This window comes from Blautia sp. SC05B48, from assembly GCF_005848555.1.
Taxonomy (GTDB): Bacteria; Bacillota; Clostridia; order Lachnospirales; family Lachnospiraceae; genus Blautia_A.
Genome location: NZ_CP040518.1, coordinates 2043563 through 2069641, shown reverse-complemented (window position 1 = coordinate 2069641; position 26079 = coordinate 2043563). Strand labels below are relative to the sequence as shown.

Annotated in this window: 23 protein-coding genes; 2 read left to right on the top strand and 21 right to left on the bottom strand. The window is 46.6% G+C overall.

The window, feature by feature from the left end:
- Positions 1 to 6: 6 nt before the first annotated feature.
- The 8 genes from EYS05_RS09495 to infC form a co-directional block, all read right to left on the bottom strand.
- Positions 7 to 717: an ABC transporter ATP-binding protein gene (locus tag EYS05_RS09495; RefSeq protein ID WP_092071187.1), complete on the bottom strand. Its 711-nt coding sequence runs from the start codon at positions 715 to 717 to the stop codon at positions 7 to 9.
- A gap of 14 nt (positions 718 to 731) precedes the next feature.
- Positions 732 to 1490: an ABC transporter ATP-binding protein gene (locus tag EYS05_RS09490; protein WP_021651650.1), complete on the bottom strand. Its 759-nt coding sequence runs from the start codon at positions 1488 to 1490 to the stop codon at positions 732 to 734.
- A gap of 2 nt (positions 1491 to 1492) precedes the next feature.
- Positions 1493 to 2566 (bottom strand): branched-chain amino acid ABC transporter permease, encoded by a 1074-nt coding sequence (locus EYS05_RS09485; RefSeq protein WP_174235843.1) that lies wholly within the window; start codon positions 2564 to 2566, stop codon positions 1493 to 1495.
- A gap of 10 nt (positions 2567 to 2576) precedes the next feature.
- Positions 2577 to 3461, bottom strand: a complete 885-nt coding sequence (locus EYS05_RS09480; protein ID WP_015526088.1) for a branched-chain amino acid ABC transporter permease — start codon at positions 3459 to 3461, stop codon at positions 2577 to 2579.
- Between the two features lie 96 nt (positions 3462 to 3557).
- Positions 3558 to 4718 (bottom strand): ABC transporter substrate-binding protein, encoded by a 1161-nt coding sequence (locus tag EYS05_RS09475; RefSeq protein WP_138277075.1) that lies wholly within the window; start codon positions 4716 to 4718, stop codon positions 3558 to 3560.
- Positions 4719 to 4954: 236 nt separating this feature from the next.
- Positions 4955 to 5311, bottom strand: a complete 357-nt coding sequence (rplT, locus tag EYS05_RS09470; protein ID WP_015526090.1) for a 50S ribosomal protein L20 — start codon at positions 5309 to 5311, stop codon at positions 4955 to 4957.
- A gap of 33 nt (positions 5312 to 5344) precedes the next feature.
- Positions 5345 to 5542, bottom strand: a complete 198-nt coding sequence (gene rpmI, locus EYS05_RS09465; protein WP_021651646.1) for a 50S ribosomal protein L35 — start codon at positions 5540 to 5542, stop codon at positions 5345 to 5347.
- An 83-nt stretch (positions 5543 to 5625) separates the two neighbouring features.
- On the bottom strand, positions 5626 to 6120 hold the full coding sequence (infC, locus tag EYS05_RS09460; protein ID WP_118368792.1) for a translation initiation factor IF-3: 495 nt from the start codon (positions 6118 to 6120) through the stop codon (positions 5626 to 5628).
- Between the two features lie 434 nt (positions 6121 to 6554).
- On the opposite strand from infC, the gene EYS05_RS09455 reads away from it, so the two are divergent.
- Positions 6555 to 6878, top strand: a complete 324-nt coding sequence (locus tag EYS05_RS09455; RefSeq protein ID WP_118512551.1) for a DUF1540 domain-containing protein — start codon at positions 6555 to 6557, stop codon at positions 6876 to 6878.
- Positions 6879 to 7001: 123 nt separating this feature from the next.
- Here EYS05_RS09455 and ftsZ read toward each other — a convergent pair whose 3' ends face one another.
- From ftsZ to EYS05_RS09395, 12 genes are all read right to left on the bottom strand, one after another.
- Positions 7002 to 8153, bottom strand: coding sequence for a cell division protein FtsZ (gene ftsZ / locus EYS05_RS09450; RefSeq protein ID WP_118368794.1), 1152 nt, complete (start codon positions 8151 to 8153; stop codon positions 7002 to 7004).
- 252 nt (positions 8154 to 8405) lie between these two features.
- Positions 8406 to 9689, bottom strand: coding sequence for a cell division protein FtsQ/DivIB (locus tag EYS05_RS09445; RefSeq protein ID WP_118512552.1), 1284 nt, complete (start codon positions 9687 to 9689; stop codon positions 8406 to 8408).
- Positions 9686 to 10966, bottom strand: coding sequence for a UDP-N-acetylglucosamine 1-carboxyvinyltransferase (gene murA, locus EYS05_RS09440; RefSeq protein ID WP_243119076.1), 1281 nt, complete (start codon positions 10964 to 10966; stop codon positions 9686 to 9688). Before murA ends, EYS05_RS09445 begins: the two co-directional genes overlap by 4 nt.
- A 27-nt stretch (positions 10967 to 10993) precedes the next feature.
- Entirely contained in the window at positions 10994 to 12094 is a 1101-nt protein-coding gene (locus tag EYS05_RS09435) for an FtsW/RodA/SpoVE family cell cycle protein (protein WP_138277074.1), read from the bottom strand.
- 54 nt (positions 12095 to 12148) lie between these two features.
- Entirely contained in the window at positions 12149 to 13504 is a 1356-nt protein-coding gene (murD, locus tag EYS05_RS09430) for a UDP-N-acetylmuramoyl-L-alanine--D-glutamate ligase (RefSeq protein WP_138277073.1), read from the bottom strand.
- A 14-nt stretch (positions 13505 to 13518) separates the two neighbouring features.
- The gene (mraY, locus tag EYS05_RS09425; protein ID WP_138277072.1) at positions 13519 to 14475 is read right to left on the bottom strand and encodes a phospho-N-acetylmuramoyl-pentapeptide-transferase; all 957 of its coding nucleotides are present in this window, start codon (positions 14473 to 14475) and stop codon (positions 13519 to 13521) included.
- A 63-nt stretch (positions 14476 to 14538) separates the two neighbouring features.
- Positions 14539 to 16305, bottom strand: a complete 1767-nt coding sequence (locus EYS05_RS09420) for a peptidoglycan D,D-transpeptidase FtsI family protein (RefSeq protein ID WP_174235842.1) — start codon at positions 16303 to 16305, stop codon at positions 14539 to 14541.
- 66 nt (positions 16306 to 16371) lie between these two features.
- A complete protein-coding gene (locus tag EYS05_RS09415) occupies positions 16372 to 18441 on the bottom strand; it encodes a peptidoglycan D,D-transpeptidase FtsI family protein (RefSeq protein WP_243119074.1) in 2070 nt (689 codons plus the stop codon).
- A gap of 30 nt (positions 18442 to 18471) precedes the next feature.
- Entirely contained in the window at positions 18472 to 19041 is a 570-nt protein-coding gene (locus EYS05_RS09410; protein WP_118368799.1) for a hypothetical protein, read from the bottom strand.
- Between the two features lie 22 nt (positions 19042 to 19063).
- The gene (rsmH, locus tag EYS05_RS09405) at positions 19064 to 19999 is read right to left on the bottom strand and encodes a 16S rRNA (cytosine(1402)-N(4))-methyltransferase RsmH (protein ID WP_118368800.1); all 936 of its coding nucleotides are present in this window, start codon (positions 19997 to 19999) and stop codon (positions 19064 to 19066) included.
- Positions 20000 to 20034: 35 nt separating this feature from the next.
- Positions 20035 to 20466 carry a division/cell wall cluster transcriptional repressor MraZ gene (gene mraZ / locus EYS05_RS09400; protein ID WP_118368801.1) on the bottom strand — a complete coding sequence of 144 codons (432 nt, stop codon included), beginning with the start codon at positions 20464 to 20466 and terminating at the stop codon, positions 20035 to 20037.
- Between the two features lie 303 nt (positions 20467 to 20769).
- Positions 20770 to 23814 carry a glycoside hydrolase family 2 TIM barrel-domain containing protein gene (locus tag EYS05_RS09395; RefSeq protein ID WP_138277071.1) on the bottom strand — a complete coding sequence of 1015 codons (3045 nt, stop codon included), beginning with the start codon at positions 23812 to 23814 and terminating at the stop codon, positions 20770 to 20772.
- A gap of 140 nt (positions 23815 to 23954) precedes the next feature.
- On the opposite strand from EYS05_RS09395, the gene EYS05_RS09390 reads away from it, so the two are divergent.
- Positions 23955 to 24761: a helix-turn-helix domain-containing protein gene (locus tag EYS05_RS09390; RefSeq protein ID WP_138277070.1), complete on the top strand. Its 807-nt coding sequence runs from the start codon at positions 23955 to 23957 to the stop codon at positions 24759 to 24761.
- Between the two features lie 187 nt (positions 24762 to 24948).
- Here the strand turns inward: EYS05_RS09390 and lgt are convergent, their stop codons facing one another.
- Positions 24949 to 26067 carry a prolipoprotein diacylglyceryl transferase gene (lgt, locus tag EYS05_RS09385; RefSeq protein WP_138277069.1) on the bottom strand — a complete coding sequence of 373 codons (1119 nt, stop codon included), beginning with the start codon at positions 26065 to 26067 and terminating at the stop codon, positions 24949 to 24951.
- Positions 26068 to 26079: the final 12 nt, after the last annotated feature.

The window sequence follows — 26079 nt, the reverse complement described above, 5'->3', positions numbered from 1 at the left end:
TTCCCCCTACTCTCCAAGATATGCCTTCTGAACAGCCTCATCGTTCAGAAGATCCTCAGCCTTTCCATCCATAGTGATGCTTCCTGTTTCCAGAACATAGGCACGATCTGCAATGGAAAGTGCCTTCTTTGCATTCTGCTCAACAAGAAGTACCGTAGTTCCGCTCTCGCTCACCTCACGGATAATGTCAAAAATCTCATTTACAAAGATCGGTGACAGACCCATGGACGGCTCATCCATCAAAATGATCCTTGGTCTGCTCATCAGTGCACGTCCCATGGCAAGCATCTGCTGCTCACCACCGGAAAGTGTTCCGGCACGCTGTCCTTTACGTTCTTCCAGACGCGGAAATCTCTTGTATACACTTGCAAGACTCTCTGCGATCTCTGCCTTGTCCTTTCTTGTATAGGCTCCAAGGAGAAGATTCTCATAAACGGACATATCCGCAAATACACGTCTTCCCTCCGGAACATGCGCCATACCCATCTCTACGATCTTATGAGCCGGTGTTCTTGTGAGGTCTTTTCCCTCAAACACAATGCTTCCGGACTTCGGAGAAAGAATTCCGGTAAGTGTCTGAAGTGTGGTTGTCTTTCCGGCGCCATTGGCACCGATCAGCGCAATAACCTCTCCCTGATTTACATGAAAAGAAATTCCCTTCAGAGCCTGGATCACACCATAATAGACCTGGAGGTCCTTTACTTCCAACATTGCCATTGTCTCGTTCCTCCTTATTCTCCCAGATATGCAGTGATAACCGTCGGGTCTTTCAGCACTGCAGATGTCTCACCCTGGATCAGTACCTGACCGAAGTTCAGAACTGTAAGTTCCTCACAGATACCGCCCACCAGTTTCATGTCGTGCTCGATCAGAAGAACAGTCATATCAAAATGCTCCCGCACAAAACGGATAGTATCCATCAGCTCCTGTGTCTCATTCGGGTTCATACCAGCCGCCGGCTCATCCAGGAGAAGAAGCTTCGGCTCTGTGGCAAGAGCTCTGGCGATCTCCAGCTTACGCTGTTTACCATAAGGCAGGTTTCCTGCCAGAGTATCTGCTTCCTTATCCAGATCAAACACCCTCAGTATCTCCATTGCACGTTCATTCATCTCTTTTTCTACCTTATAATATTTCGGCAGTCTTAAGATCCCGGTCAGTGTGGAATATGGATGATGATTGTGAAGTCCTACTTTTACATTGTCAAGAACCGGCATATCCTTGAAAAGACGGATATTCTGGAAAGTTCTTGCGATTCCGGCCTTGTTGATCTCAATGGTGCTTTTTCCTGTGATGTCCTGGCCGTCAAGTTTAATGATTCCCTCTGTAGGCTTATACACGCCTGTGAGAAGATTGAATACTGTTGTCTTACCGGCACCGTTAGGTCCGATCAGTCCATAGAGCTGTCCCTTCTCAATGGTCATATTAAAGCCGTCAACAGCACGAAGACCGCCGAACTGGATAGACAGATTATTTACTTCCAGCATTGCCATGATCAGGCCACCTCCTTTTTCTCTTTTTTGCCTTTGAATTTCTCTACCATACGTGCTCTCCAGTCTCTTGCTGCCGGTGCCCAGTTAAAGAGCATCATGATGATCAGCACGATGGCATAGATCAGCATACGGTAGTTTGCAAATCCGCGGAGAAGCTCAGGCAGCGCATAAAGGATAATGGTTGCGATGATCGATCCTCTGATATTTCCGATCCCGCCAAGTACCACATATACCAGTACCAGGATGGACATGTTGTAATCAAATACAGATACCTTCAGAAGAGAAAGATTATGTGCATACAGCACGCCTGCCACTCCCGCAAGGGCTGCGGAAATTGTAAATGCAAGCAGTTTGTATCTGGTGATATTGATTCCTACGGATTCTGCTGCGATACGGTTATCTCTGGTTGACATAATTGCACGACCACTTCTGGAATTTACCAGGTTCTGTACAATAAACAGAGTCAGAAGGAGCAGGAGCACACCGATCAGGAAAAAGTAACTCTTGATATCTTTATAAAGGGTTGCTGTTCCGGAAATACCAAGGGCACCCTTGAGGATCTGCTTTCCGCCGGCTTCCAGATGAAGACCTGCCGCACTGGTTGCAACATGAATACCCTTGTCATCCACACCAATATAAAGCACGTTGATCAGGTTCTTGATGATCTCACCGAATGCCAGTGTAACGATGGCAAGATAATCCCCGCGGAGACGAAGTACAGGGATACCGATGATCACACCGAACAGGGCTGCAACTGCCGCACCTACAAGGATCGCAAGGATAAAGCGCGGAACCTGCGGGATAGAATCTGCAGCCACCTGAGAAAACAGGGCGCTGGAAAAGGCTCCCACGCACATAAAGCCTGCATGTCCAAGACTCAGCTCACCGGAAAAACCAACTACCAGATTCAACGAAACGGATGCGATGGTATAAACACAAAGAGGAACCAGAAGTCCCATAAGCAGTCTGGAAAGATTTCCCGTCGAGGAAAGCGCCTGCACAATGACAAAAAGTACAATGACGATTCCATAGTTGATCATGTTATTTTTTGTTGTTTTGTTCTTCATATTCTTCATATCGGCCACCTTACACTTTCTCCTGGATGTTCTTGCCGAACAGTCCGGTAGGTTTTACAAGAAGCACGACGATCAGGACTGCAAATACGATCGCATCTGCAACCTGGGAAGAAATATAAGCTTTTCCGAAGATCTCGATGATTCCCAGAAGGATACCACCGACCATAGCTCCCGGAATAGAACCGATTCCACCGAATACGGCTGCTACGAATGCCTTGATACCAGGCATAGCTCCTGTATACGGAGTCAGTGTTGGATAAGTCTGGCAGAGCAGAAGTCCGGCAATTGCCGCAAGTCCGGAACCGATGGCAAATGTAAGGGAAATTGTCGCATTTACATTAACACCCATCAGCTGTGCCGCATCTCTGTCCTCGGAAACCGCCTGCATGGCACGGCCAGGTTTTGTCTTTTTTACAAAGAGGGAAAGTCCCACCATGATGATGATACATGCAAGGATGGTTACGATGGTGATTCCCTTGATGGTAAGCTCACCGTCAAACAGTGTGATGGACGGAACTTTGATAACAGCTACGAAACTCTTGGCATCTGCGCCAAAGATCAGAAGTGCCAGGTTCTGAAGCAGATAACTGACACCGATAGCCGTAATCAGAACGGCCAGGTTTGAGGAAGCTTTTCTAAGCGGACTGTAAGCTACCTTCTCAATGACAACACCAAGCAGTGTACAGATCACAACGGAAAGAATCACTGCAAGAATCGGTGACATACCGCCTCTTGTGATACAGGTAAGAATGATATAAGCTCCTACCATGATAACATCTCCGTGTGCGAAGTTCAGCATCTTGGCGATACCATAAACCATGGTATATCCAAGTGCGATGATCGCATAGATACTGCCAAGACTGATGCCGTCTTTTAAATAAGATATAAAACTCATAACGCACCTCTTTTGATAGTTTATTGATAAGGGAAAAAGGGGACGGTTCCCACTAAAGGTGACCGTCCCCTGACCCCTAACGTTAACAGAAATTACTTATTTCATCTCTACATAAGCACCGTCTTTGATCTCGAATGCTTTCGGCTCTTTATCACACTCACCATCCTCGGTCCATTTTGCTTTTCCGGTAAGTCCGTCAAGCTCGATGTTTGCCATGGATGCGCTCATTGCTGCACTGATGTCTGCATTTTCCATATCTGGTGTGATCTTTGCATCGTCAGCTGCAAGCTGCATTGCGTAAAGTACATCATATGTATCTGCCGCAAACTGGTTCGGGATCTCACCGTTGTGAGCATCGCCGTATGCTTTTACGAAGTTCTGGCTCTTCTCATCTGTGGATGTTGCTGAGAATGGTGTCAGGAGCATAACGCCCTCTGCAAGGGATTTATCAAAGTTCTCTACGTTAAGGATACCATCCATACCGTCTACACCGAAGAATTTAATATCCATTCCTGCCTCAGATGCCTGCTGAAGGATCAGCGCATTGTCGGAATAGTAGTTCGGAAGGAAAAGAAGCTCAGCGCCGCTCTTCTTGATCTTTGCAAGCTGTACAGAATAGTCTGTGTTGCTGTCTGTTGTGTAAGCCTCATCTGCAACTACTTCAAGTCCGTCATCAGCAGCTGCTGCAACGAATGCGTCATGTACACCGGAGTTGTAGTCAGCAGCAGAATCATAAAGTACTGCTACTTTCGTTGCAAGTTTGTGCTCGGAAATGTACTGAGCAGATTTTGTTCCCTGTGCCGGGTCTGTGAAGCACATACGGAACTCGTTTGTTCCTGCTGTGATACAGTCAAGTGCTGTTGCGGATGGTGTGAAGAGGAATGTATCCTCAGCTGCCTCAGCTCCTACTGCGATACAGGAACCGGATGTTACAGTTCCACAGAGCATCTGCATTCCTTTATCGATCAGGTCATTGTATGCGTTAACAGCCTTCTCCGGATCTCCCTGGTCATCACCTGCGTCAAGAATCTCTACTTTATATCCGTTGAATCCACCGTTCTCGTTGATCTCATCAGCTGCGATCTTGGCTGCGTTGTATACGTTGGTACCGTACTGTGCGTAATCACCTGTCATCGGTCCGATCACACCGATCTTAAATGTCTCATCATCTGCCGCAAAAACTGATGCAGGCATCATCATAGCTGCTGTCATCGCTGCTGCTGATGCAACGCCGATTACTTTCTTCCAATTCTTCATAATAATCTCTCCTCCTGCGCTTTGTCGCGTTACTAATGTTTAATGGTAAAATTATAGCATCGCATATTTTTTATTTCAAGGACAAATTTTGTTATCTGCTGTTTTTCGTCTGATTGCACAACACGGACACTTGTCCGCTGTACAGCTTGTGTTGTTTTTCGGCAAATTGTCTGAATTTTTTCGCAAAAAAAATCCAGGGAAAACTCCCTGGACTTCTTCGTCTCTTAATACTTTACTTATGCGATTGCTTTCTTAGCGATCTCAGCAAGTGCTGTGAAGCCTGCTGCATCGTTAACTGCCATCTCTGCAAGCATCTTTCTGTTGATGTCGATGTTTGCAACTTTAAGGCCGTGCATCATTTTGCTGTAGGAAAGTCCGTTCATTCTTGCTGCTGCGTTGATACGAGCGATCCAGAGCTGTCTGAACTGACGTTTCTTCTGCTTTCTTCCTGCATAGGAGCTTGTAAGAGCTCTCATTACAGACTGTTTAGCTACTCTATACTGTTTGGAACGGGCTCCTCTGTAGCCTTTTGCCAGTTTTAATGTACGGTTATGTCTTTTCTTTGCGTTTAATCCGCCTTTAATTCTTGCCATTTCTTAATTCTCCTCCTGTTCGTCTTCTCTATCTTATAAATATGGTAATACTTTCTTCATGCTCTTTACGTTAGTAGAATCAACAACAGTAGATTTTCTCAGATTTCTCTTTCTCTTCTGAGATTTCTTTGTAAGGATATGGCTCTTGTAGGCTTTATTTCTTACTAATTTTCCTGTACCTGTTTTTTTAAAGCGCTTTGCTGCTGCTCTGCAAGTTTTAATTTTTGGCATTATGAATTCCTCCTTGATTTGGTACTTCTAAATTTTATATAGCATCCCGTTCTGCCCGGCTGTTGCCGTGAAGACTGAGATATCTACCGTTTCTCAGTCAGAAACATAGTCATGCTTCTGCCTTCTATCTTCGGAGCCTTCTCTACAGTCGCTATATCGGACAGAAGATCTGCGAAGTCGTCAAGCACATGCTTACTGCTGGCCATGTGTGCCATCTCTCTTCCGCGGAAACGAAGTGTAACCTTAACTCTGTCACCCTTGCTAAGGAACTTTCTTGCTGCATTTACCTTCGTCTTCAAATCATTCGTATCAATGTTCGGGGAAAGACGCACTTCTTTGACATCGATGGTTTTCTGCTTTTTTCTGGCCTCTTTTTCTTTTCTTGCAAGCTCGTAACGGTATTTACCGTAATCGATGATCTTGCATACCGGCGGTTTCGCCTGTGGGGCAATCTTTACAAGGTCAAGTCCTGCCTCCTGCGCTTTCGCCATCGCTTCTCTGGCGGACACGATTCCAAGCTGAGCTCCGTCCGGACCAATCAAGCGTACCTCTCTGTCTCTGATCTGTTCGTTAATCATTAAACCGCTAATTGTTGTACACCTCCATGAACATGATAGAATTATTTTTTTCTCATTAATGTAGCTAAAGCCGCACAAAAAAAGCGCAGACAGATGTCCACACTTCAAACAATTACACCTGCGCACCGATGGTTGATCCGTTCGCAGTACTGTGCAATATTGACCTGAGCCGCTTATCTTCAGCGCTGAGGTGAGAGTGAACTCTGCTTTCTTTTCGCTACGTACTTTAAGAGGATACCATGGTGTCTGCTATTTGTCAACTGTTTTTTTATATTATTATGTATTTTTTTGAGTATGATTTTTTCTTCTTTCGGACATACTATGCAACATCGGAATCTGTCAGGCTTTATCGCAGTGCTGACGATCAGACAGGGTGCGCATTCCGGCAGGCTGACAGTTTCCGGTAAAATCATAATTATCAGGAGGACACTTTTATGACAAATCTTAAATGTTCCGCACACAACTGCTACTATAACAAAAATTCTCTCTGTTCCCGGGGAGCCATCAATGTTGAAGGAGCAGATGCACGTTATGCAGATGATACCGCCTGTGAAAGCTTTCGTGCTCAGGAAGAAGGTTCTGTAAAAAATGCCGCAGATCCCTGCTATGGGTGTGAGACCGTTAACATCGACTGCAAAGCACACAACTGTACCTACAATGAGCACTGCAAATGCACCGCAGCTTCCATCAATGTATCCGGTGCCAATGCTCATCGCTGCTGTGATACAAAATGTGATACTTTTCACTGCGAATGCTGATATCCTGAACGGAACTCCTGTTTCCATACAGAGCAGTCATTCCTGTTTCTTTTGATCGAAGAGTCAAAAAGATCCGGCAACGTTCCAGATGGAACCTCTGCCGGATCTTATCATGTTCATTTATTATCTGTTCTTAAGAAAATCCGGGATCTGGATGTCCTTTTTCTGAACAGTGCTTGTAGGAGCCTTTGTTCCAAACTGTGTGGAATTCATAGTCGGCAGGCTGAAGCTTGGCATGTTAAGGTTCATACCACCTGGCTGTGACTGGCTTGTTTTTTTGGTGTTTCCAAATACAGAATTGGAAGCTCTGTTTCCAAATGGTGTGTTCTGAAGGTTATTGTCTGTAAGACCTGTAGCAATAACTGTAATTCTTGCATAATCTGCAACAGAATCATCATACATAGCACCAAAGATGATGTTTGCCTCCTCACCTGTAAGCTCCTGTACATAGCTTGCAGCATCGTTGGCATCCATAAGAGAAATATCTCCGGAAATGTTGATGATCACATGAGTAGCGCCCTTGATGGTTGTCTCAAGAAGCGGAGAAGATACCGCCTGCTGTACAGCCTCCATAGCCTTGTCATCGCCTCTTGCCTCACCGATACCGATGTGAGCGATTCCCTTGTCTGTCATGACTGTCTGCACATCTGCAAAGTCAAGGTTGATAAGAGCCGGCAGATTGATCAGGTCTGTGATACCCTGTACTGCCTGCTGAAGAACTTCATCAGCCTTACGCAGTGCTTCCGGCATGGTTGTTCTTCTGTCAACGATCTCAAGTAACTTGTCATTGGGGATGACAATCAAAGTGTCAACTGCTTTCTTCAGATTCTCGATTCCCGCAAGTGCATTGTTCATACGGGTCTTTGCTTCAAAACGGAAAGGCTTGGTAACAACACCGACAGTCAGGATACCCATCTCTTTTGCCGCACCGGCAATCACAGGAGCAGCTCCGGTTCCGGTTCCGCCTCCCATACCACAGGTAACGAAAACCATGTCCGCTCCCTCGATGATCTTCTTAACTTCCTCAATGCTCTCCTCAGCTGCCTTCTGTCCAACCTCCGGCTGTGCGCCGGCGCCGAGACCTTTCGTAATTTTCTCACCAATCTGAAGTACAGTCGGAGCTTTACACAGTGTCAGAGCCTGTTTATCGGTATTAACACCTACAAACTCAACTCCGCCAATGGCCTCTTCCACCATTCTGTTTACCGCATTATTACCTGCGCCACCTACTCCAATTACAATAATTTTCGCAGAAGACTCAGCCTCATTCGTCATTATCTCTAACAATGTACTTCCTCCTTTATTTCTACCTGATATCCGATTCAGTGTAATAATCTATTCCAAGCTACATATACACATAGTTATATCATATATTTTTTTCGGTAATTAATCAACCATTAATTTTGTTTTTTTATACTTTTTTCACTAAATTTCGGCACTGTTTCTATTAACCGAAACATTTACAAAACAATCTCTGGCAAAATGCCCAAATACCGGTACTATACATTAAGAAAGCTTTTTTTATCTTTACTCATAATCGTACTCATCACTGTAATCGCTGTACGTATTTTCATCATAATCCTCAGACCCGTCTCCCAGATCACTGCTGTAATCAGCCTCTTTCCCGATGCTGTCCAGGCTGCTGTCTGAAGAATCTTCTTCATTTTCCGGATCTTCGGTATCCGTACTCTGAGCATCTGGATCTTCGGAATCTGTTCCGTCTCCGGAGCTTTCTGCCGAGGCCTGATAATCCTCCAGAGTGCCTACGTAATTGCCATCACGGTCATATTCACTGACTCCGTCATAGCCGCCGTCTTCCCGGTAACCGCCCTTCCAGTTTCCTTTTTCTGCCATGGTTTCTTCTGTGGGGGCTTCGCCTACATAGGTCATGTTGGCATCGTACTCACCACTGCCTGTGTAATCTCCCTCTTCATCATAACCACCCACCCAGTTTTCCTGCGCATACTCCAGATCCGTCTGCGGTTTCGGTCCTACATAGTTACCATTTTCGTCATATTCGCCTTCTCCGGTATAATTTCCCTCCTCATCATAGCCACCGGTCCAGTTTTCTGCGGAAGTCTGGCTCTCATCCTGTTCCTGCTCCAGGGTAATGTTCTTGGAATTATCATTTACATTTTCTGCATGGAGAATTCCTTTTTTTCCGGAAATCATCGGAAGGATAGCCAGAACTCTGGTCATTTTGTCTTCCAGATATTCATCCTTTCCAAGTTTAACCGTGATATCCCCGTAAACAAGACTGATCTGTCCGTCATCTTCAAATTCAATGTGATCCGGAACCTTATCATTTTTTGCAAAAATAGTAGAAAGAGCAACTGCCGTGTTCATCACTGTTTCATCCTTGATGGGGAGTTTCTCGTTCTGGATCACTTTTTTGACTTTGATCCCGTCAAAAAACGGGATTTTTTCGTCACGTTCCGTGGATCCTTCCACAAAAATACCGTTTCTGTCAAAATAAATATAACTGTCCAGATAAGGGATACAACCAACGATATCCTTCTCCTTCACACTGACACAGATGGTGTGCCGGTTCAGCCTTGTTACGGTATAACCTTCTACAAAAGGAACATCTTTTGTGTTCTGCTTAGTATAAAGAAGCGGTGCAAAAACAGAATTGGATGCCAGCGGTCCCCTGAGTACCATCTTCCTGATCTGTTTTTCAGAATAATGGCTGCTGCCCATCACCTGCACTTCATCTACCTGATAATACGTAAAAAAGAAAATAATTCCTGCCAGCAGCAGGACAAGAAGTACGCCAACTGCTTTCAGTGACTTTTTTTTTGATGTTTTCATAAAGTTCCTCTGTCCTTTATCAGCAGACCGCCCAGTGCGGTCAGATCCTCACAGATATGTTCATAGCCTCTTTCTATGAAACAACAGCCCCGAATCCTGGTAATCCCCTGTGCGGCAAGTGCTGCGATCACAAGTGCCGCACCACCGCGAAGCTCCTCTGCTTCCACAGTACAACCGGTCAGAGGCTGCCCTCCGTATATCACAGCAACTCCATCTCGGATCTGAATCTGTGCTCCCATTTTACAGAGCCATGAAGCTGTTTTATATCTGTCTTCAAAAATCTTCTCGCGGATCCTGCTCACTCCCGGGATCGTGGCCAGTACCGCCATCGCAGGAGACTGCAGGTCTGTAGGAAATCCCGGATAAACTTCTGTTTCCAGAAGCTCCAGGGGAAAACCTGTATTTTTTCCGTTGACTATTAGTTTACCACCTACCCGGCGGCATTGTCCACCCATTTTCCGATATACATCCAGGATTCCACCCATTTCCTCCAGAGGCGGATTTTCCAGGATGATCTCTCCTCTGGTTGCCGCCGCTGCCATAAGATAGGTTCCGGCGACAATACGGTCTGGTGGAATGCAGTCATCGCCGGCTTCAAGCTTCTCCACTCCTTCAATACAGATACAGCCTTTTTCACGAATCCGGATCTTTGCCCCCATTCCGGTAAGATAATGGCAAAGCCAATAAATTTCCGGTTCACAGGCACAGCCGTTAAGAACTGTTTTCCCCTCTGCAAGAACCGCTGCCAGAATGCCCTGTTCTGTAGCGCCTACACTTCTTTTTTGAAAAAACATCTCTGCACCTCGGAGTTTTCCACAGGATGCCCGGATCATCCCGCTGTTTTCCACCACAGCTGCCCCAAGGCGGCGCAAAACCTGGATATGAAGATCCACCGGCCGCTTTCCGATCACACAGCCTCCGGGATATCCTGTCTGTGCCTTTTTGCTCCGCCCCAGCATTGCTCCCATTAAGATCACGGAAGAACGCATTTTTCCGGAATAACACTCCGGTATCATGGTGCCGTCCGCATGGCTACAGTCCAGATAAAGATCTTGACCTTCCCACCAGGTTTCTGCCCCCAGATATTTCAGGATCTTTTCCATCAAATATACATCACTGATTCTCGGGCATCCCCGCAGTACACTGGTCCCGGTGCTTAAGAGTGCTGCTGCCATAACCGGAAGTGCCGCATTTTTTGACCCCTGGATCCGGACGCTTCCATGCAGCGGCCTGCCTCCGGTCACGATGATCTCATCGATCTCATTCAAGTATTCCACTCCTAAAAGGGCCTCTTACTTGTTATTCTATGTGATCCTTCCATGTCTGTGACTGCTGACACTTAAGGCCAGCCCCATTTCCCCCAGAAGAAAAACAACAGAAGTTCCGCCATAGCTTACAAAGGGCAGAGTGATCCCGGTGTTGGGAATCGTATTCGTTACTACTGCAACATTCAGGACTACCTGGATCGCCATATGTGCCATGATCCCGGCACACAGCAACGTTCCCTGCAGATCCCGGCAGTTTAATGCCAGAATACAGAGCCTCCAGATCAGGATACCAAACAGAAAAAGTGTCAGAAAGGCTCCCAGTATCCCCGTTTCCTCACACACAATAGAAAATATCATATCATTCTGGGCTTCCGGGACAAATCCCAGCTTCTGCAGACTGTTCCCGAACCCCTTGCCAAAGATCCCTCCGCTTCCGATTGCATACAGGCCCTGTATGGTCTGAAATCCTTTTTCATATTTTTCCGGATCCCGCCAGATTGCCAGGCGTTCCAGACGATAACTCTCCGCAGCAAGAAAAACCGCAATAAATCCTGTCCCCGCACCTCCAAGCGCGAGAAACTGCAGATATCTGGGATTGGCCACAAAGATCAGCAGCACACCGATTCCTAGAATGATCACCGCTGTGCTTAAGTTATTGGAGCCCACCAGACCTGCTACCGGAAGCAAAGTCATCATAGTCCTGCAGATAAACCAGAATCCGGTTGTTTTGCTTTTTGTATTGCTGATCTGCCACACCAGGAACAATATCACTGCCATCTTGGAAAACTCCGACGGCTGAAAGGAAAGCGGCCCCAGGTTCAGCCACCTCTTCGACCCATTGATCTCCTGTCCGAAAAGCAGGACTGCAGCAGACAGAAACAGTGAAAAAATATAGGCAGCCGGCGCCAGCTTTACAAACAGCCGGTAATCTACCCGTGATGCCAGATACATAACAAGCAGCCCCAGTGCCGTGGCAAAGAGCTGCTTTTTAAAATAATAGGCAGAGTCGTGGAAACGTACTCTGCCATTATATTCACTTGCCGAAAAAAGCGCCCCGAGTCCCAATACCACCAGAATCAGAACCAGTGCCCAGAGAACGGTATCTGTCTTTCCGGTCTGTTTCTGTCCTGCCTTCATGCATGGCCTCCACAGTGGTCTTTATTTCAGCTTATGTATGTATTTTTCGGATTATTACAGTGCTTTCACATATTCCTTGAACATGTCACCGCGCTGCTCATAATTATCAAACTGTCCCCAGCTCGCACATGCCGGTGAAAGCAGAACTGCATCTCCGGGATTAGCTTTTTCCGCACAGACCCGGACAGCTTCCTTCAGATCCTCGCAGAGGATGATATCTGTAAATCCAAGACGTTCTGCTGCTGCTTTGATCTTCTCTTTCGTCTGACCGATGAGAACAAGATAACGGACTTTTCCGTCGAAGGATTCTATCCACTCATCGTAGCTGGATTCCTTGTCGTAGCCGCCGCCGATCAGAAGAGTCGGACGGTTCATTGCCTGAATCCCCTTGATGGCCGCATCCGGATTGGTTCCCTTGGAATCGTTGTAATATGCAACACCGTTTTTCTCCGTCACATACTCGATCCTGTGTGGAACTGCCACAAACTCACAGACACTCTTGCGGATACTCTCCACAGAAACTCCCGCATAATATGCCATGGCTGCTGCTGCCATTACATTCTCGTGATTATGACGTCCCAGGATCTTAAGCTCTCCGGTTTTTACGATCGGGATCTCTTCTTTTTCTGTTTTGAGAATGATCTGGTCTCCGTCCAGATAGATTCCCCTATCCAGTTTGCGAAGACTTGAGAAATATACCACCTTCGGAACGATATTTTCACCGAATTTACGAAGGACTTCATCCTCGTAATTCAGAACACATACATCTTCCGGTCCCTGATTTTTGGTGATCAGTTCTTTTACACGGATGTATTCCTCCATGGTATGATGACGGTTCAGATGATCCTCTGTGATGTTGAGGATCGCACTTACCTTCGGGCGGAACTGGTCAATGGTCTCCAGCTGGAAGCTGCTGATCTCCGCAACAGTTACGGAATCCTCCCTCATCTCCAATGATTTGGATGTATATGCAGTTCCGATATTTCCTACAACAAATACAGATTCACGGGCATCTCCCATGATCTTTCCGAGGAGTGCTGTAGTTGTTGTCTTACCGTTGGTTCCTGTGATCGCAAGAACCTCTCCCTTGCCTGTACGGTAGGCAAGCTCCACCTCGCTCCATACCGGAAGGCCCTTTTCATAGAAGCTCTTTACCAGCGGAAGGTCTGTGGGAACTCCCGGGCTTAGCACTACGAGATCAAGAATGTCCAGCGCTCTCTCCGGAAAATCTCCGGCCCAGATCTCCGGGGTGTATTTTCCGTTTGTTTTATGTAAAACTACCTCTTTATCAAGATCTGCGTTTCCGTCATAGATCACCGGCTGTGCTCCTGCACTTCCAAGCAGATCAGCTGCTCCGATGCCGCTTTTTCCGGCTCCGAAAACGAGAACCTTTTTTCCTTTTAAATCCATTTTTCTGTTCCTCCTTATAATGCCAGGAGAGCGATCAGGCACATAATAGCAGTTACAACAGAGAACACTGCAACAACCCGTGTCTCGGACCACCCACAAAGCTCAAAATGATGGTGGATAGGCGCCATCTTGAAAATTCTTTTTCCGTGTGTTGCCTTGAAATAGGATACCTGGAGCATAACAGACAATACCTCCACAAGGTAGATCAGTCCGACCAGGATGATAAACAGCGGCATCTGCATGGCATAAGCCACACCAGCCACAAATCCTCCCAATGCCAGAGAACCGGTGTCTCCCATAAATACCTTGGCAGGATATACATTAAACAGAAGGAATCCCATAAGACTGCCCACAACTGCACAGGTGATAGGTTCCACACCACTTTCCATTCCAAGGGAAACCACCGTAAAGAATACTGCCACGATCAGGGTAACACTGGAAGCCAGTCCGTCAAGTCCATCCGTAAAATTGACTCCGTTTACTGTACCGATCACCGCAAAGAACAGTACCGGAACCGCAAACCATCCCAGGTTCAGATAATGTCCGCTCCAGAACGGGATCTTCATAGTCAGGGATACGTTGGAATAATTTACAAGATAAAAAGCAAATACAGCTGTCACAACGATCTGCAGTGCCATTTTCTGCCATGGCAGAAGTCCGTCAGAACGCTTCAGGACTACCTTCAGATAATCATCCAGAAATCCGATCAGTCCAAATCCCAGTGTCAGGAAAAGTACCGGGATGATCATCGGATAATCTCTGATATAAAACAGTGATGTTACAGTTGTTGCAATGAGAAAGATCACTCCACCCATAGTAGGGGTGCCATTCTTTTTCAGGTGAGACTGCACACCCAGCTCTCTCTCTGTCTGTCCCATTTTAAGTCTTCTTAAAAAAGGGATAACAATCGGTCCTAATACAAGGCTGATCGCAAATGAGATCAGCACAGGGATCACAACATGAAACTCCATCCTCACACCTCTAATTCTTTCGTTTTTTTATACTTCTTCAACAGTATAAGGCTTTTATCCTCATTAATCAACCCCATCTGCCCGGTTTTCCCCGGATGGAGTTTCCGTAACTGTCCTCTCGATTCCAAGATAGGGAAGTACATTTTCAAAAATACTGCGTACCACCGGTGCGGCAATGATCCCGCCATAATACATACCCTGAGGTGCATAGATGATACAAAGAGCCAGGACCTTCGGATCCTCTGCCGGGGCAAACCCCAGAAATGAAGAAATATATCTGCCTGAGCCTCTGGGCAGTGTCTGAGAGGTAGCTGTTTTTCCCCCAATAGAAAACCCCTTGATCCCGGCATTTTTTCCGGAGCCTTCTGAAACTACAGTTTCCAGGATCGTACGTACTGTCCGGGAAGTCTCACCGGACACGATCCCGCTTTCCACCGGATATTCCAGTGTCCGCACCTTTGTTCCGTCCGCACTTTCCACGCTGATCCCAAAATGAGGTGTGATCCGGTTTCCGCCATTGATGATCCCACTGACGGTTGTTGCAAGCTGGATCGGTGTGATCTGAAACGACTGGCCAAAGGATACCGTGGCAAGCTCCACCTCTCCCATATTTTTGGGGTTATGCATGATCGTTCCTGCCTCTCCCGGAAGATCTATTCCTGTTTTTTTTAAAAGTCCGAACTGTTTAAAATATTTGTAATAACGGTCTGCTCCAAGCCGCAGACCTACCTCAATAAATACCGGGTTGCAGGAGTTCTGGGCGCCTTCTACAAAACTCTGCGCACCATGTCCTGTTCTCTTTGCACAGTGGATCCGCCGGTCCTCCACCACCTTATAGCCCGGACAGAAAAAACGATCCTCTGTTGACACAACACCTTCTTCCAGTCCCGCTGCCATAGTGATGATCTTAAAAGTCGAACCAGGTTCATAGGTATCATTCAGGCAGGGATTTCTCCACATCCGGTTCAGAAGATCCTGCTTTTTTTCTCCCTCTGCTGCTGTTTCTTCTGTATTCAGAGTAAACGGATCGTTCAGATCAAATTCGGGCACATTGACACAGGCATAGATTTCTCCGTTCTGAGGGTTCATAAGTAGTATGGATACTCTCTCCGCCTGTTTTTCTTCCATAACTTTACCGGCTGCCTGCTGCACATATTCCTGGATATTAACATCCAGACTGGTACGCAGAGTATTTCCTGACACCGGTTCCTTCCTCCGTTCTCCGGTTCCGTCGATCTCCACACCACGTGCATCCGTAACTGTGAGGATCTTCCCGGGCTCTCCTTTCAGGATCTCATCGTATTTCACTTCAAGACCAATGATCCCCTGATTATCGCCTCCGGTAAATCCCAGTACTTTTGAAGCGAGAGATCCATAGGGATAATATCTCCGATAATCCTCATCTACCTTCACTCCCTCAAGGTCATATTCCCGGATCCTGTCTCCAATGCTTTTTTCCACATTTGTCTGTATTCTTTCAATAGAAGAAACTTTTTCAACTTTTTTCCGGATTTCCTCTTCTTTCACGGACAATACTCCGGAAAGTACCCGGATCACTTTTTCCGAATCTTTGATCTGGCTGTGTATCACCGATACGGTGCAGACTGTCCGGTTATCTGCCAGAATATTTCCCCTGATGTCCAGGATCTTTCCCCTGGCTGCTTTTATGTCACGTTCCCTCTCATGAAGATTCTCCGCCTTTTTTGAATAATATTCTGCCCGGACGTTCATAAGATACCAGAGTCTTCCCACAAGTCCCAGAAGAAGCATTATGCAGATCAGAAAAACCACCCATATTTTTTTCCTGTGATAAACCATGGTCCGGATCATAAAAAATCCCTCTCAGAGGTAGTCACTGTAATATATGACGTTCCCCTGAGAGGGTATTCTTTTTATCTATTCCAGACCGGCCTCCTCGTTGGTAAGACCTTCGCTCTGCATATCGTTATTATCTTCGGTATCACTGTCCTCCGACTCATCTTCCGGCGGACTTGGTACATTCTCATCGGAAATTGCCTCCTTCTGCCCGTCTGCGCCGGTTCCTGTTGCAGAATCGCTGATTCCCTTAAAAAGTTCCCACAGCTCTGTAGTCGGAACTTCTCCATCCTCTGCCTCATCCGGCTGTACATTCAGATACGGAAGTGCTTCGGAAAGGATTCCCTGTGCAATGTACTGTGCGTACGTACTGCTTGCCTGATCATCTACCTTCGGCTCATCCACAACTACATAGATCACAAGTGCCGGATCATCTACCGGTGCAAATCCGATAAAAGATACCAGATACTTGCCATTGCCTCGCGGAAGCTTCTCGGCAGTACCGGTTTTACCACCGGAGCTGTAGCCCTGCACCTTGGAGGTACGGCTGGTACCATGGTCTACACTGGCTGCCATGTAGGAACGGATGTCTGCAGATATCTTCTCGGAAATCGTCTGCTTCATCAGTGTCGGAGAGATCGTTTTTACGATTCCGCCGCTGCTGTCCTTGATCTTCGTCACCAGATGAGGCTGATAGTAGTATCCTCCATTGATAACAGAACACATTGCATTGATCTCCTGGATCATGGTCAGTGTATATCCCTGTCCGAAAGCAGAGCATGCAAGCTCCGTTTCTCCCATGGTATCGCTGGTATGGATCACACCGCTTCCCTCATTGGGAAGATCGATACCGGTTCTTGTTCCGAAATTGAAAACGCTTTGTGTCTTAAGGAAATTATCTTTTCCCATCTTTGCTGCGATCTGCATCATACCATCGTTGCAGGAATTGGCAATGACATCGGAAAGAGCTTCTGTCCCGTGAGCATCCGGCCATACCGCACATTTGATGAAAGTAGTCGCACCTTCCGCTCCAAAAGACTGTCCGCCGTCACAGACAAAATTATCGCTCTCGGAAATCGCTCCCATTTCAAGTGCGGAGCCCATAACGATAGGCTTTACAACCGATCCCGGCTCGTAGGCATCTGTCACGCAGAAATTACTCCACATTCCGTTCAGCGCATCTACGGTCTCCTCATCGTTCATGGCATCGATCTCACTCTGGGAATACACGTTTGAAAGATCTCTCGGGTTATTCAGATCATAACGGTCACCGCCATCCATTGCCAGGATCTCTCCTGTTTTCGGATCCTCGATGATCACGCCTACATTTTTGGCTCCCATCTTTTCTTCAAAGGTATTTACGTATTTTTCCACGATCTGCTGAAGTCCCAGATCCAGCGAGGTCTCAATGCTTTTGCCATCCGTCGGTTCGATAATCGTCTGTTCTACGTCGGAATTGTTGTTGATGTATCCGTATTGTCTTCCATCCACGCCGGTAAGTGTCGCATTGTAATATCCTTCCAGTCCGGCATCCGCCACATCTCTGGAAAGTGTAAATCCAATGGTATCACAGGCAGTCTCATTAAACGGATAAGATCTGAGATAATCTTCTTCAAACCATACACCTGTGATCTTGGAACGTTCTTTCAGCTGCGTGGCAGTCAGTTCACTGTCGTCTCCCGGATCTTCGTATTTTTCGAAGGCTTTTTTGTCGTCCATGGAGATCTGTTTCTTTACGATCTGATACTGACTTTCCTTTGTACCGCTGTCGGTGAGAAGCTTCCGCATCTCATCTTCATCAAGTCCCAGAACTTCTACAAGCGCCTTGATGGTAGGCTCCACGGAATCCTGATCCTTATTGACCTCCAGACAGTCAAGGATCACATTATAGACCTTGTTGCTGGTTGCCAGGATATTTCCGTTCCGGTCATAGATATCTCCTCTTTTTGCCGGGAGTGTCTGATTTTCATATTTCTGCTGAGCCTGGCTCAGCACCTGCTTTCGATATTTGCTTCCGCTGGTGGCATTGATATAGGTAATTCTTGCCACCAAACCGACTAAAGCCAGCAACACTAAGGAAAATAGTACTGCCAGCTTTTTCTTCATACTGTAATTTATTTTTTTTACCGGCCTGCGCCTTCTTGTACTCAATCGATCACCTGCTTAAAAACTGTACTTCTGCTACTTGTGTGTGTCCACATCCTGATACTGTCTCACATAACTGTTTCCTTCAGTGGTATAAGTCTGTATCTGATCCTCCGAAGGATATTTCATTCCAAGCTCGCCGATAGCTTTTTTCTTGATCTCGCTGATATCCACTGTAGAAGTGACCTGACTGTAATATGCATCGTTATCTTCTTTCAGCTGTGCAAGCTCAGATTCCAGATTTGCAACATTTTTCATACTCGCCGTGATTTCGGATTTTACCTGAAGATAATTGATACAGGTAAAAAGTACTGCGATGGAAACTGCCGTAAGAAACAGAACGAACCCCTTGTTCATGGCCATTGCCTTTTCCCGGTTCCGCTGTGCCTGTCTGCTCACCATCTGTTTTGCCGGTGTCACAGGTACTGCGGATTTCTGTTTTCTTTTCTGAGCCAGCCGTCGCCTTTCCTGTATCTCGGGCAGATCAGTCCTCTGAGGAACTTCCTGCAACCGTTTTACCGCATTTCCCTGAACATACATTTCTCTGCTGTTCCTGACGGTATTTCGATTTCTTCTGGCTGTAGTCCCTCTTCCTGTCTTCGCCATTTGCCTACCTTCCATCTCTCAACTACATTTTCCGTTCAAAAATACGAAGCTTCGCACTTTTGGATCTCGGATTCTCTTCCATTTCCTCTTTTCCCGGTAAGATCGGTTTCCTTGTGATCACCTTCCCCTTGGATTTCTTTCCGCATACACAGACCGGAAAATCCGGCGGGCAGGTACAGGGATTTTCATTTTTTCGGAAAATGGTCTTGACAATCCTGTCTTCCAGAGAATGGAATGTAATGATACAGATCCTTCCTCCGTCATCCAGGAGATCGATCATGCCGTCCAGGGAATCCCTGAGCACGTCAAGCTCCCGGTTGAGCTCAATACGTATTGCCTGAAAAGTCCTCTTGGCCGGATGTCCTCCTGTAGCCTGTATTTTCATGGGGATCGCACCCCGTATGATCTCTGTCAGTTCTCCGGTTGTCCGGATCGGTGCCTGCTCTCTGGCAGCCACAATGTGTTTCGCTATATTTTTGGCAAATTTGTCTTCGCCGTAATCACGGATAATACGATACAGTTCCCGTTCCTCATAGCCGTTGACAATATCACCGGCTGTACGGCTCTGTCTTCTGTCCATTCGCATGTCCAGAGGAGAATCGTACCGATAAGAAAAACCTCTCTCTTCATTATCCAGCTGATAAGATGACACTCCTAAATCCAGCAGGATCCCGTCCACCTTCTCAATGCCACGGGATCTCAGCTCATCTGCCATGTAACAATAATTGCTGCGAATGATTGTCACCTGATTAAAGGCTGACAGCCGTTCACTCGCAGCAATTATCGCATCCTGGTCTTGATCTATGCCAATAAATCTCCCCTTGGCAGAAAGTTTCTTACACACCTCTGTGGCGTGTCCCGCTCCTCCTAAAGTGCCATCCACATAGATTCCATCCGGCTTTACCCTTAAGCCGTTAATGGTCTCATCGAGTAATACAGATTTATGCTTAAATTCCATATCCGTCTCCTGTGGGATTTCTACCTGCGTTATGCTCAAATGACGATTCCTATGTTCTGCATGCTTTCCGCAATGCTGTCCATATCATCATAATTGCAGTTCTCGCTCCACTTCTCTTTGCTCCAAACCTCGATCCGGTTCAGATTACCCGTAAGCACCACATCCTTATCCAGACCAGCGAACTGGCGCAGCGTCTGCGGCACCAGGATTCTTCCCTGCTTATCCAGCTGACATGCTGTAGCTCCGGCTACAAAGAAACGTGAAAAGGTTCTTGCGTCTTTATTTGTAAGTGGTAATGCTCGGAGTTTCTCTTCAAAGGCAACCCATTCATCCATCGGATAAATAGAAAGGCAACCATCCAACCCTCTTGTCAGTACGAACTCTTCCCCTAAGAGTTCCCTGAACCTGGAAGGGATGATCAGACGCCCCTTCGCGTCGATCGTATGATTATACTCGCCCATGAACATGAAACCCACCTACTCTCGTGAAACACGATTCTCCCCTTCGTGCTTCCAGGGCGCAAATGGTGTGTTCTGCCACTCATCCCCATTCGCTACCACTATTCACCACTTTCTACCACTTATGTAATCATTTTAAACTATTTACCATGAAAAAACAAGTGCATATCCAAGTTTTTTTTCATTTCATGAAATATCCACAGGTTTTTTTTCAACCTGTTTATTTTCTGTGCATTATTATGAAACGAAAAAGCTTCCGGACAGTCGCCGGAAGCTTTTTTCTGACTTTATGTTCTGTTATTTTATGACATTTTAAAGACCTTTGAACGCAAAGGAAAATTTCATCTTTCCATTGGTATCCAGGAGGTATTCCGGATGCGTGCGGGCACCCCAGCTGTCATCTCCTCCAACACCCATCTGCGCCTTTGCAGCACGGACAACGGTATAATGGATTGCCGGAAGCTCATAGGGATGCATGGCATTTTCCATTTCATGAGGAGTATATGGAAGTGCTGAGAACATCATCGGGCCGTTTTCTTTATCCATCTCAAAGAGCATTCCTCTACCCTTTCTGTCTGTGATCTTTGCCCAGCGTACTTCCTCTTTGTTTCCGCATTCCTGCGGCACAAGATAGCGTGCCATATTGTCTGTCACGAGATTCTCATAAATGCCGAGTTTTGCGCCATGCTTCCGGTCTGCATAAGTCTCTGCCGGTCCCAGGCCGTACCACTGAACATGATCATAATCCGCATTGAATTTAAAGAGTACTCCGAACTCCGGCATATCGCCCAGCTCTTTTACAGGATCATAGGTCAGCGTTGTCTTTACTCTTCCATCTCCGGTTACCTCATAGGCAAGGCGGCATTCACTGGCAGGCGTAGTTGGCAGGATGTAGGTAAAAGCAACCTCCACGCTGTTTTCGTGAACCGTTGTCTCCGGAGCATTGGCCGGACCATACATACCTTTTCGGTAATCCTTATGACTTGCGTACATGCTGGCGATCTTCCACTGTGCATAACGCATCTGCATCAGACTTCCGCAATCATTATCTGTAGGTGCTCTCCAGAAGTTGGGCTTCGGGATCGCTTCGATCATTTCTCTTCCTGCATATTTATACGAAACCAGGCCACCATTGAGAACAGAGAACAGCACTTCGAAATTTTCCCCGCGGACACCGATGTTATGAAGGCTTCTCACAAGCTCCACGCCACTCGCAGGAGCTTCCGGTATTCCTTCCACCTGATAAACATGCTGGCCGAAAGCAACCTCATGCCCTGCCTCTGCCCAGAGTGTTTTTTCTCTGAGAAGGAAGGCTACGGTTACCGTATATTCGCCCGGGCGCTGCTGTTTTCCAAATGGAAGTCTGTAGGTCTGTTGGCTTAAAGGCTCCACCGCTGTATCCAGTGTCTCTGTGCGGAGAACATGACCGTTCTTTGCAAGAGTCACTTCACATCGGAATGTGTCCGTATTTACAAAAAGATTTTTGTTGATGATCTTAACAGAATCCTCACTTACCTGCGCAGTGATATTCTGGTAGTTGAATTTTACCTCCTGCATCTTTGGAGAAGCATCTCTGTCACCGCCGTATGCGATACCGTTTCCACTGAAATTATAATCCGTAGGACGTTCACCAAAGTCTCCGCCGTATGCCTGGAATTCTTTTCCGTAACGGTCTTTTTTGTAAATAGACTGATCAATGTAATCCCAGATAAAGCCACCCTGATATTTCGGTTCTGTATCTGTAAGATCTGTATATTTATGCATTGCGCCGCAGGAATTTCCCATTGCATGGGTATACTCACAACAGATAAACGGCTTGCTGTCATCCTTTGCAAGGAACTCCCGGATCGCTTCTACGGAAGTATACATCTGGCTTTCCATGTCACTGGTAGCATTGTAGCTGCGGTCATGGATAACCCCCTCATAATGTACCAGTCTTGTAGGATCATTCTTGCGGTAAAACTCAGACATCTCAAAGATATCTTTTCCGCCAAAGGATTCATTTCCACAGGACCAGATCAGGATCGCCGGGTGGTTCTTGTCACGCTGATACATGGAATTTACACGGTCCAGCATCATGCCCAGCCATTCCGGTTTGTTGTGCGGAACGATATCCGTGTAATCTCCGGTAAATTCTGCTATATCCCAGGTTCCGTGAGACTCCAGATTGTTTTCTGCGATCATGTAAATACCATATTCATCGCAGAGATGGTAGATCGGAGATGCATCCGGATAATGACAGGTACGGATTGCATTGATGTTGTTCTGTTTCATGATCACGATGTCTTTGAGCAGTTCCTCACGGGACACATGTCTTCCTGTGACGGAGCTGAACTCATGGCGGTTCACACCCTTGAATACGATACGTTTTCCGTTAAGGGTCATGATACCATCCTTCATTTCAAAACGGCGGAAACCAACTTTCTCCGGGATGATCTCCTGGAGCTTTCCGCTTTCATCACTGATCTCCAGCTCCAGATCATAGAGATTCGGCTCTTCTGCACTCCAGAGAAGGGGATCCTGAATCTCCCAGGTACAGGTATCCTCTCCGTTCAGAGATCTTTCCTCCTGCAAAAGAACCTCTCCCTTTCCGGAAAGTGTAAGCTTCATTTTTCCTTTTCCCCAGGTACTGGTCACGATCTCAAGCTCGGCTTTTTTGAGAGTTTCATCCGGAATGGCACGGATCCTGAGATCATATACATGGACATCCGGTACCGTAAACAGATAAACATCTCTGTAAATTCCGGAAAAACGGTAAAAATCCTGATCCTCGCACCAGCTGCTGGCTGTCCATTTGAACACCTGTGCCGCCAGCTTGTTCTCGCCGTCCTTCAGATATTCCGTAAGCTCAAATTCTGACGGAGTAAAAGAATCTTCACTGTATCCCACAAATTTTCCATTGAGCCACAGAGCCAGTCCGCTCTCTGCTCCCTGGAATGAGACAAATACTCTTTTTCCTTTCATGCTCTCCGGCACATGGAAATATTTCACATAGCTTGCCACCGGGTTAAAACGTTCCGGGATCTGTCCCGGATGAAGTTCTTCATGGCCTTCCCACGGATACTGGACATTGGCATACTGCGGTGCATCATATCCTTCCATCTGGATATGTGCCGGCACATAAATATCCTCCCAGTCCTTGCAGGAATATGCTTCTTCCTCAAAACCTGGGATGGCAGATGCATAATTCCGTGCATAATGGAACTTCCAGAGACCATTCAGGCTGTGACGGAAAGAAGTTTTTCCATCTTCTCTCTCTTCCTCACAGCGATAATACGTATGATCTGAATGAGCATCCATTCTTCCATCGCTGAAATACCGGGGATCTTTTAACAGAGAATGATCAAATCTTTTCATTTTTTCCTCCTGTCCGGCGGCTTCTGTTTTTCTGCCGGATCCTTCGTTTTTTTATGCTATGATCATTATAGTATAATCCACCGGATTATGGTATAATATGTTTCGCCAAAATATATAACATTTAGAAACAGGTGAATATCATGTCGATCTATTTCAGAAATACTCCGGTCAGTGCTCCCTTCATGTTTGAATCTCTTGGGAACCACTGGAATCAGGTTAATATCTTCCGTCCGGACGGATATCCGTATTATCATTACCTCCAGACTGAAAAGGGTACCGGACGCATTGAAGTCCGTGGAAAATTTTATACTCTCGGAGCCAACGAGGGCATCCTCATCGCTCCCGGTGTCCCTCATTCCTATCACAGAGAGTCTACTTCCTGGACCACAATGTTTGCCACCTTCACAGGAACACTGGCAGGCAGCATCCCTTCCATGACAGACAACCAGGAAGTGATCCTTGTTGAAAAGGAACAGGGGGCCAGTATCCGGAAAATGATTTCTTCTACCTTGCGTAAATATCATCAGCCCACACCGGATATGAAATCTCTTTCTTCCGACTGCTACAACTTTCTTATGAATTTTACAGACTGTGCAGCTTCTCCGAAGATACAGGATAATCCTCTCTACCAGAGATATGTGATCCCGGTAATAAAAGAAATCGAAACCGGTTATCAGCAGGATATCACTGCAGCGCAGCTGAGCCGGAGCGTTTTTGTCTCTCCGCAGTATCTTTCCCGTCTGTTCCGCCGTTTTATGGGCTGCTCGGTTTACGAATACGTTACCATGTACCGCATCAGCCGCGCCCGTGAGCTTCTGCTTTCCAGACCGGATATGAAGATCCAGGATGTTGCCAGCGCTTCCGGATTTTCCGACGCCAGCCACTTTATCGCCATGTTCCGTAAAGTCACAGGCACAACTCCCCTGGATTTCCGAAAGATGTACTGATATATTCCTGCTGCACAGCACAAAAACTGCCCTGCCGGAAACGTCGCAGAAGACGTTTTCCTGCAGGGCAGTGTTCTGCTGCTCTTATCATTCAAATGCCGGTATCTTATCCTATACTCTGATCCATCAGACAAAAGCATCTGTATCTGTTTGATCTCAGTTTCCGTAATATAATTCCAGAATACGGTCAACTTTTTGGCTGGCCTCCAGATTCTTCAGAAGATCGCTCCTGCTCCTGATCTGGCTGTCCAGCTTCTTCCGTTCCTCCTGCAGCTGCTGCAAAAGTGACGCTTTCCGAAGAGCTTCCTCTTTCTGCTGTATCTCGTTCTGGTCCATTTTTTTCTCCCTGTACAGTCTCTGTTTCCAGATTCTCTGCTGCATTTTCCCGTTGCTGTTCAGCTTCTTTCTCTGCCTGCTGATCTTTCTCGATCCTTCTCATCCGTACTTTTGCCCGCTTTCTGGACATCACGCGTTTTACTGCAACTACCACGGTGCAAAAAACAAAAAGTATTACCGAGATCACCAGCGAAACATCCACGCCGGTTCCCGGAAACAGTACTTTATCTGTGCGGAACCACTGGATCACTGCTCTTCCCAGACCATAGCTCGCCAGATATCTCAGAAATATCTCTCCCTGGAATACTTTTTTGCGAAGCAGCATCATAAGCACCAAAAGCACAAGCAGACACCAGAGACTTTCATAGAAAAACATGGGCTGTACCAAAATCCAGGTACCACCGTCCACGGTTTGAAGCTTTTCACGCATAGCCGTGGTGACCTCTCCTGCCCGTACCGCAGTCAGCGGCAACTGCATGGAAAAAATGTTGTCTGCATATTCCCCGAAAGATTCTCTGTTAAAAAAGCTTCCCCACTTTCCTATTATCTGCCCGATCAGAAGTCCCATGCATGCAAGATCTGCCATCTGACAGAAGGATTTCTTTCGGATCCTGCAGTAGATCGCACCACCTAGCACACCGCCCAGAAGTCCTCCATAAAACATAAGTCCTCCGGACCGTATATTCAGAAGCTGTCCCGGATCATTTTTATAAAGGCTCCAGGAAAAAGCCGCATAAAGCAGCCTCGCCCCTGCCACACCGGAAAGCAGCGTTATGATGGCCAGATCCAGATATGCATCCGGATCTTCATGATTTCTTCTGGCTTCCAGTACCACAAAAAAGATTCCCAGAAGCATTCCTATCGCGATCAGGACGCCATAGATCGTGATCTCAAAGCCAAAAATCTCAAAGGATCTCGGCACATAATCCAAAACCAGATTTAATCCGGGAAACCGAATTGACATATCCATAAAATCACCTGT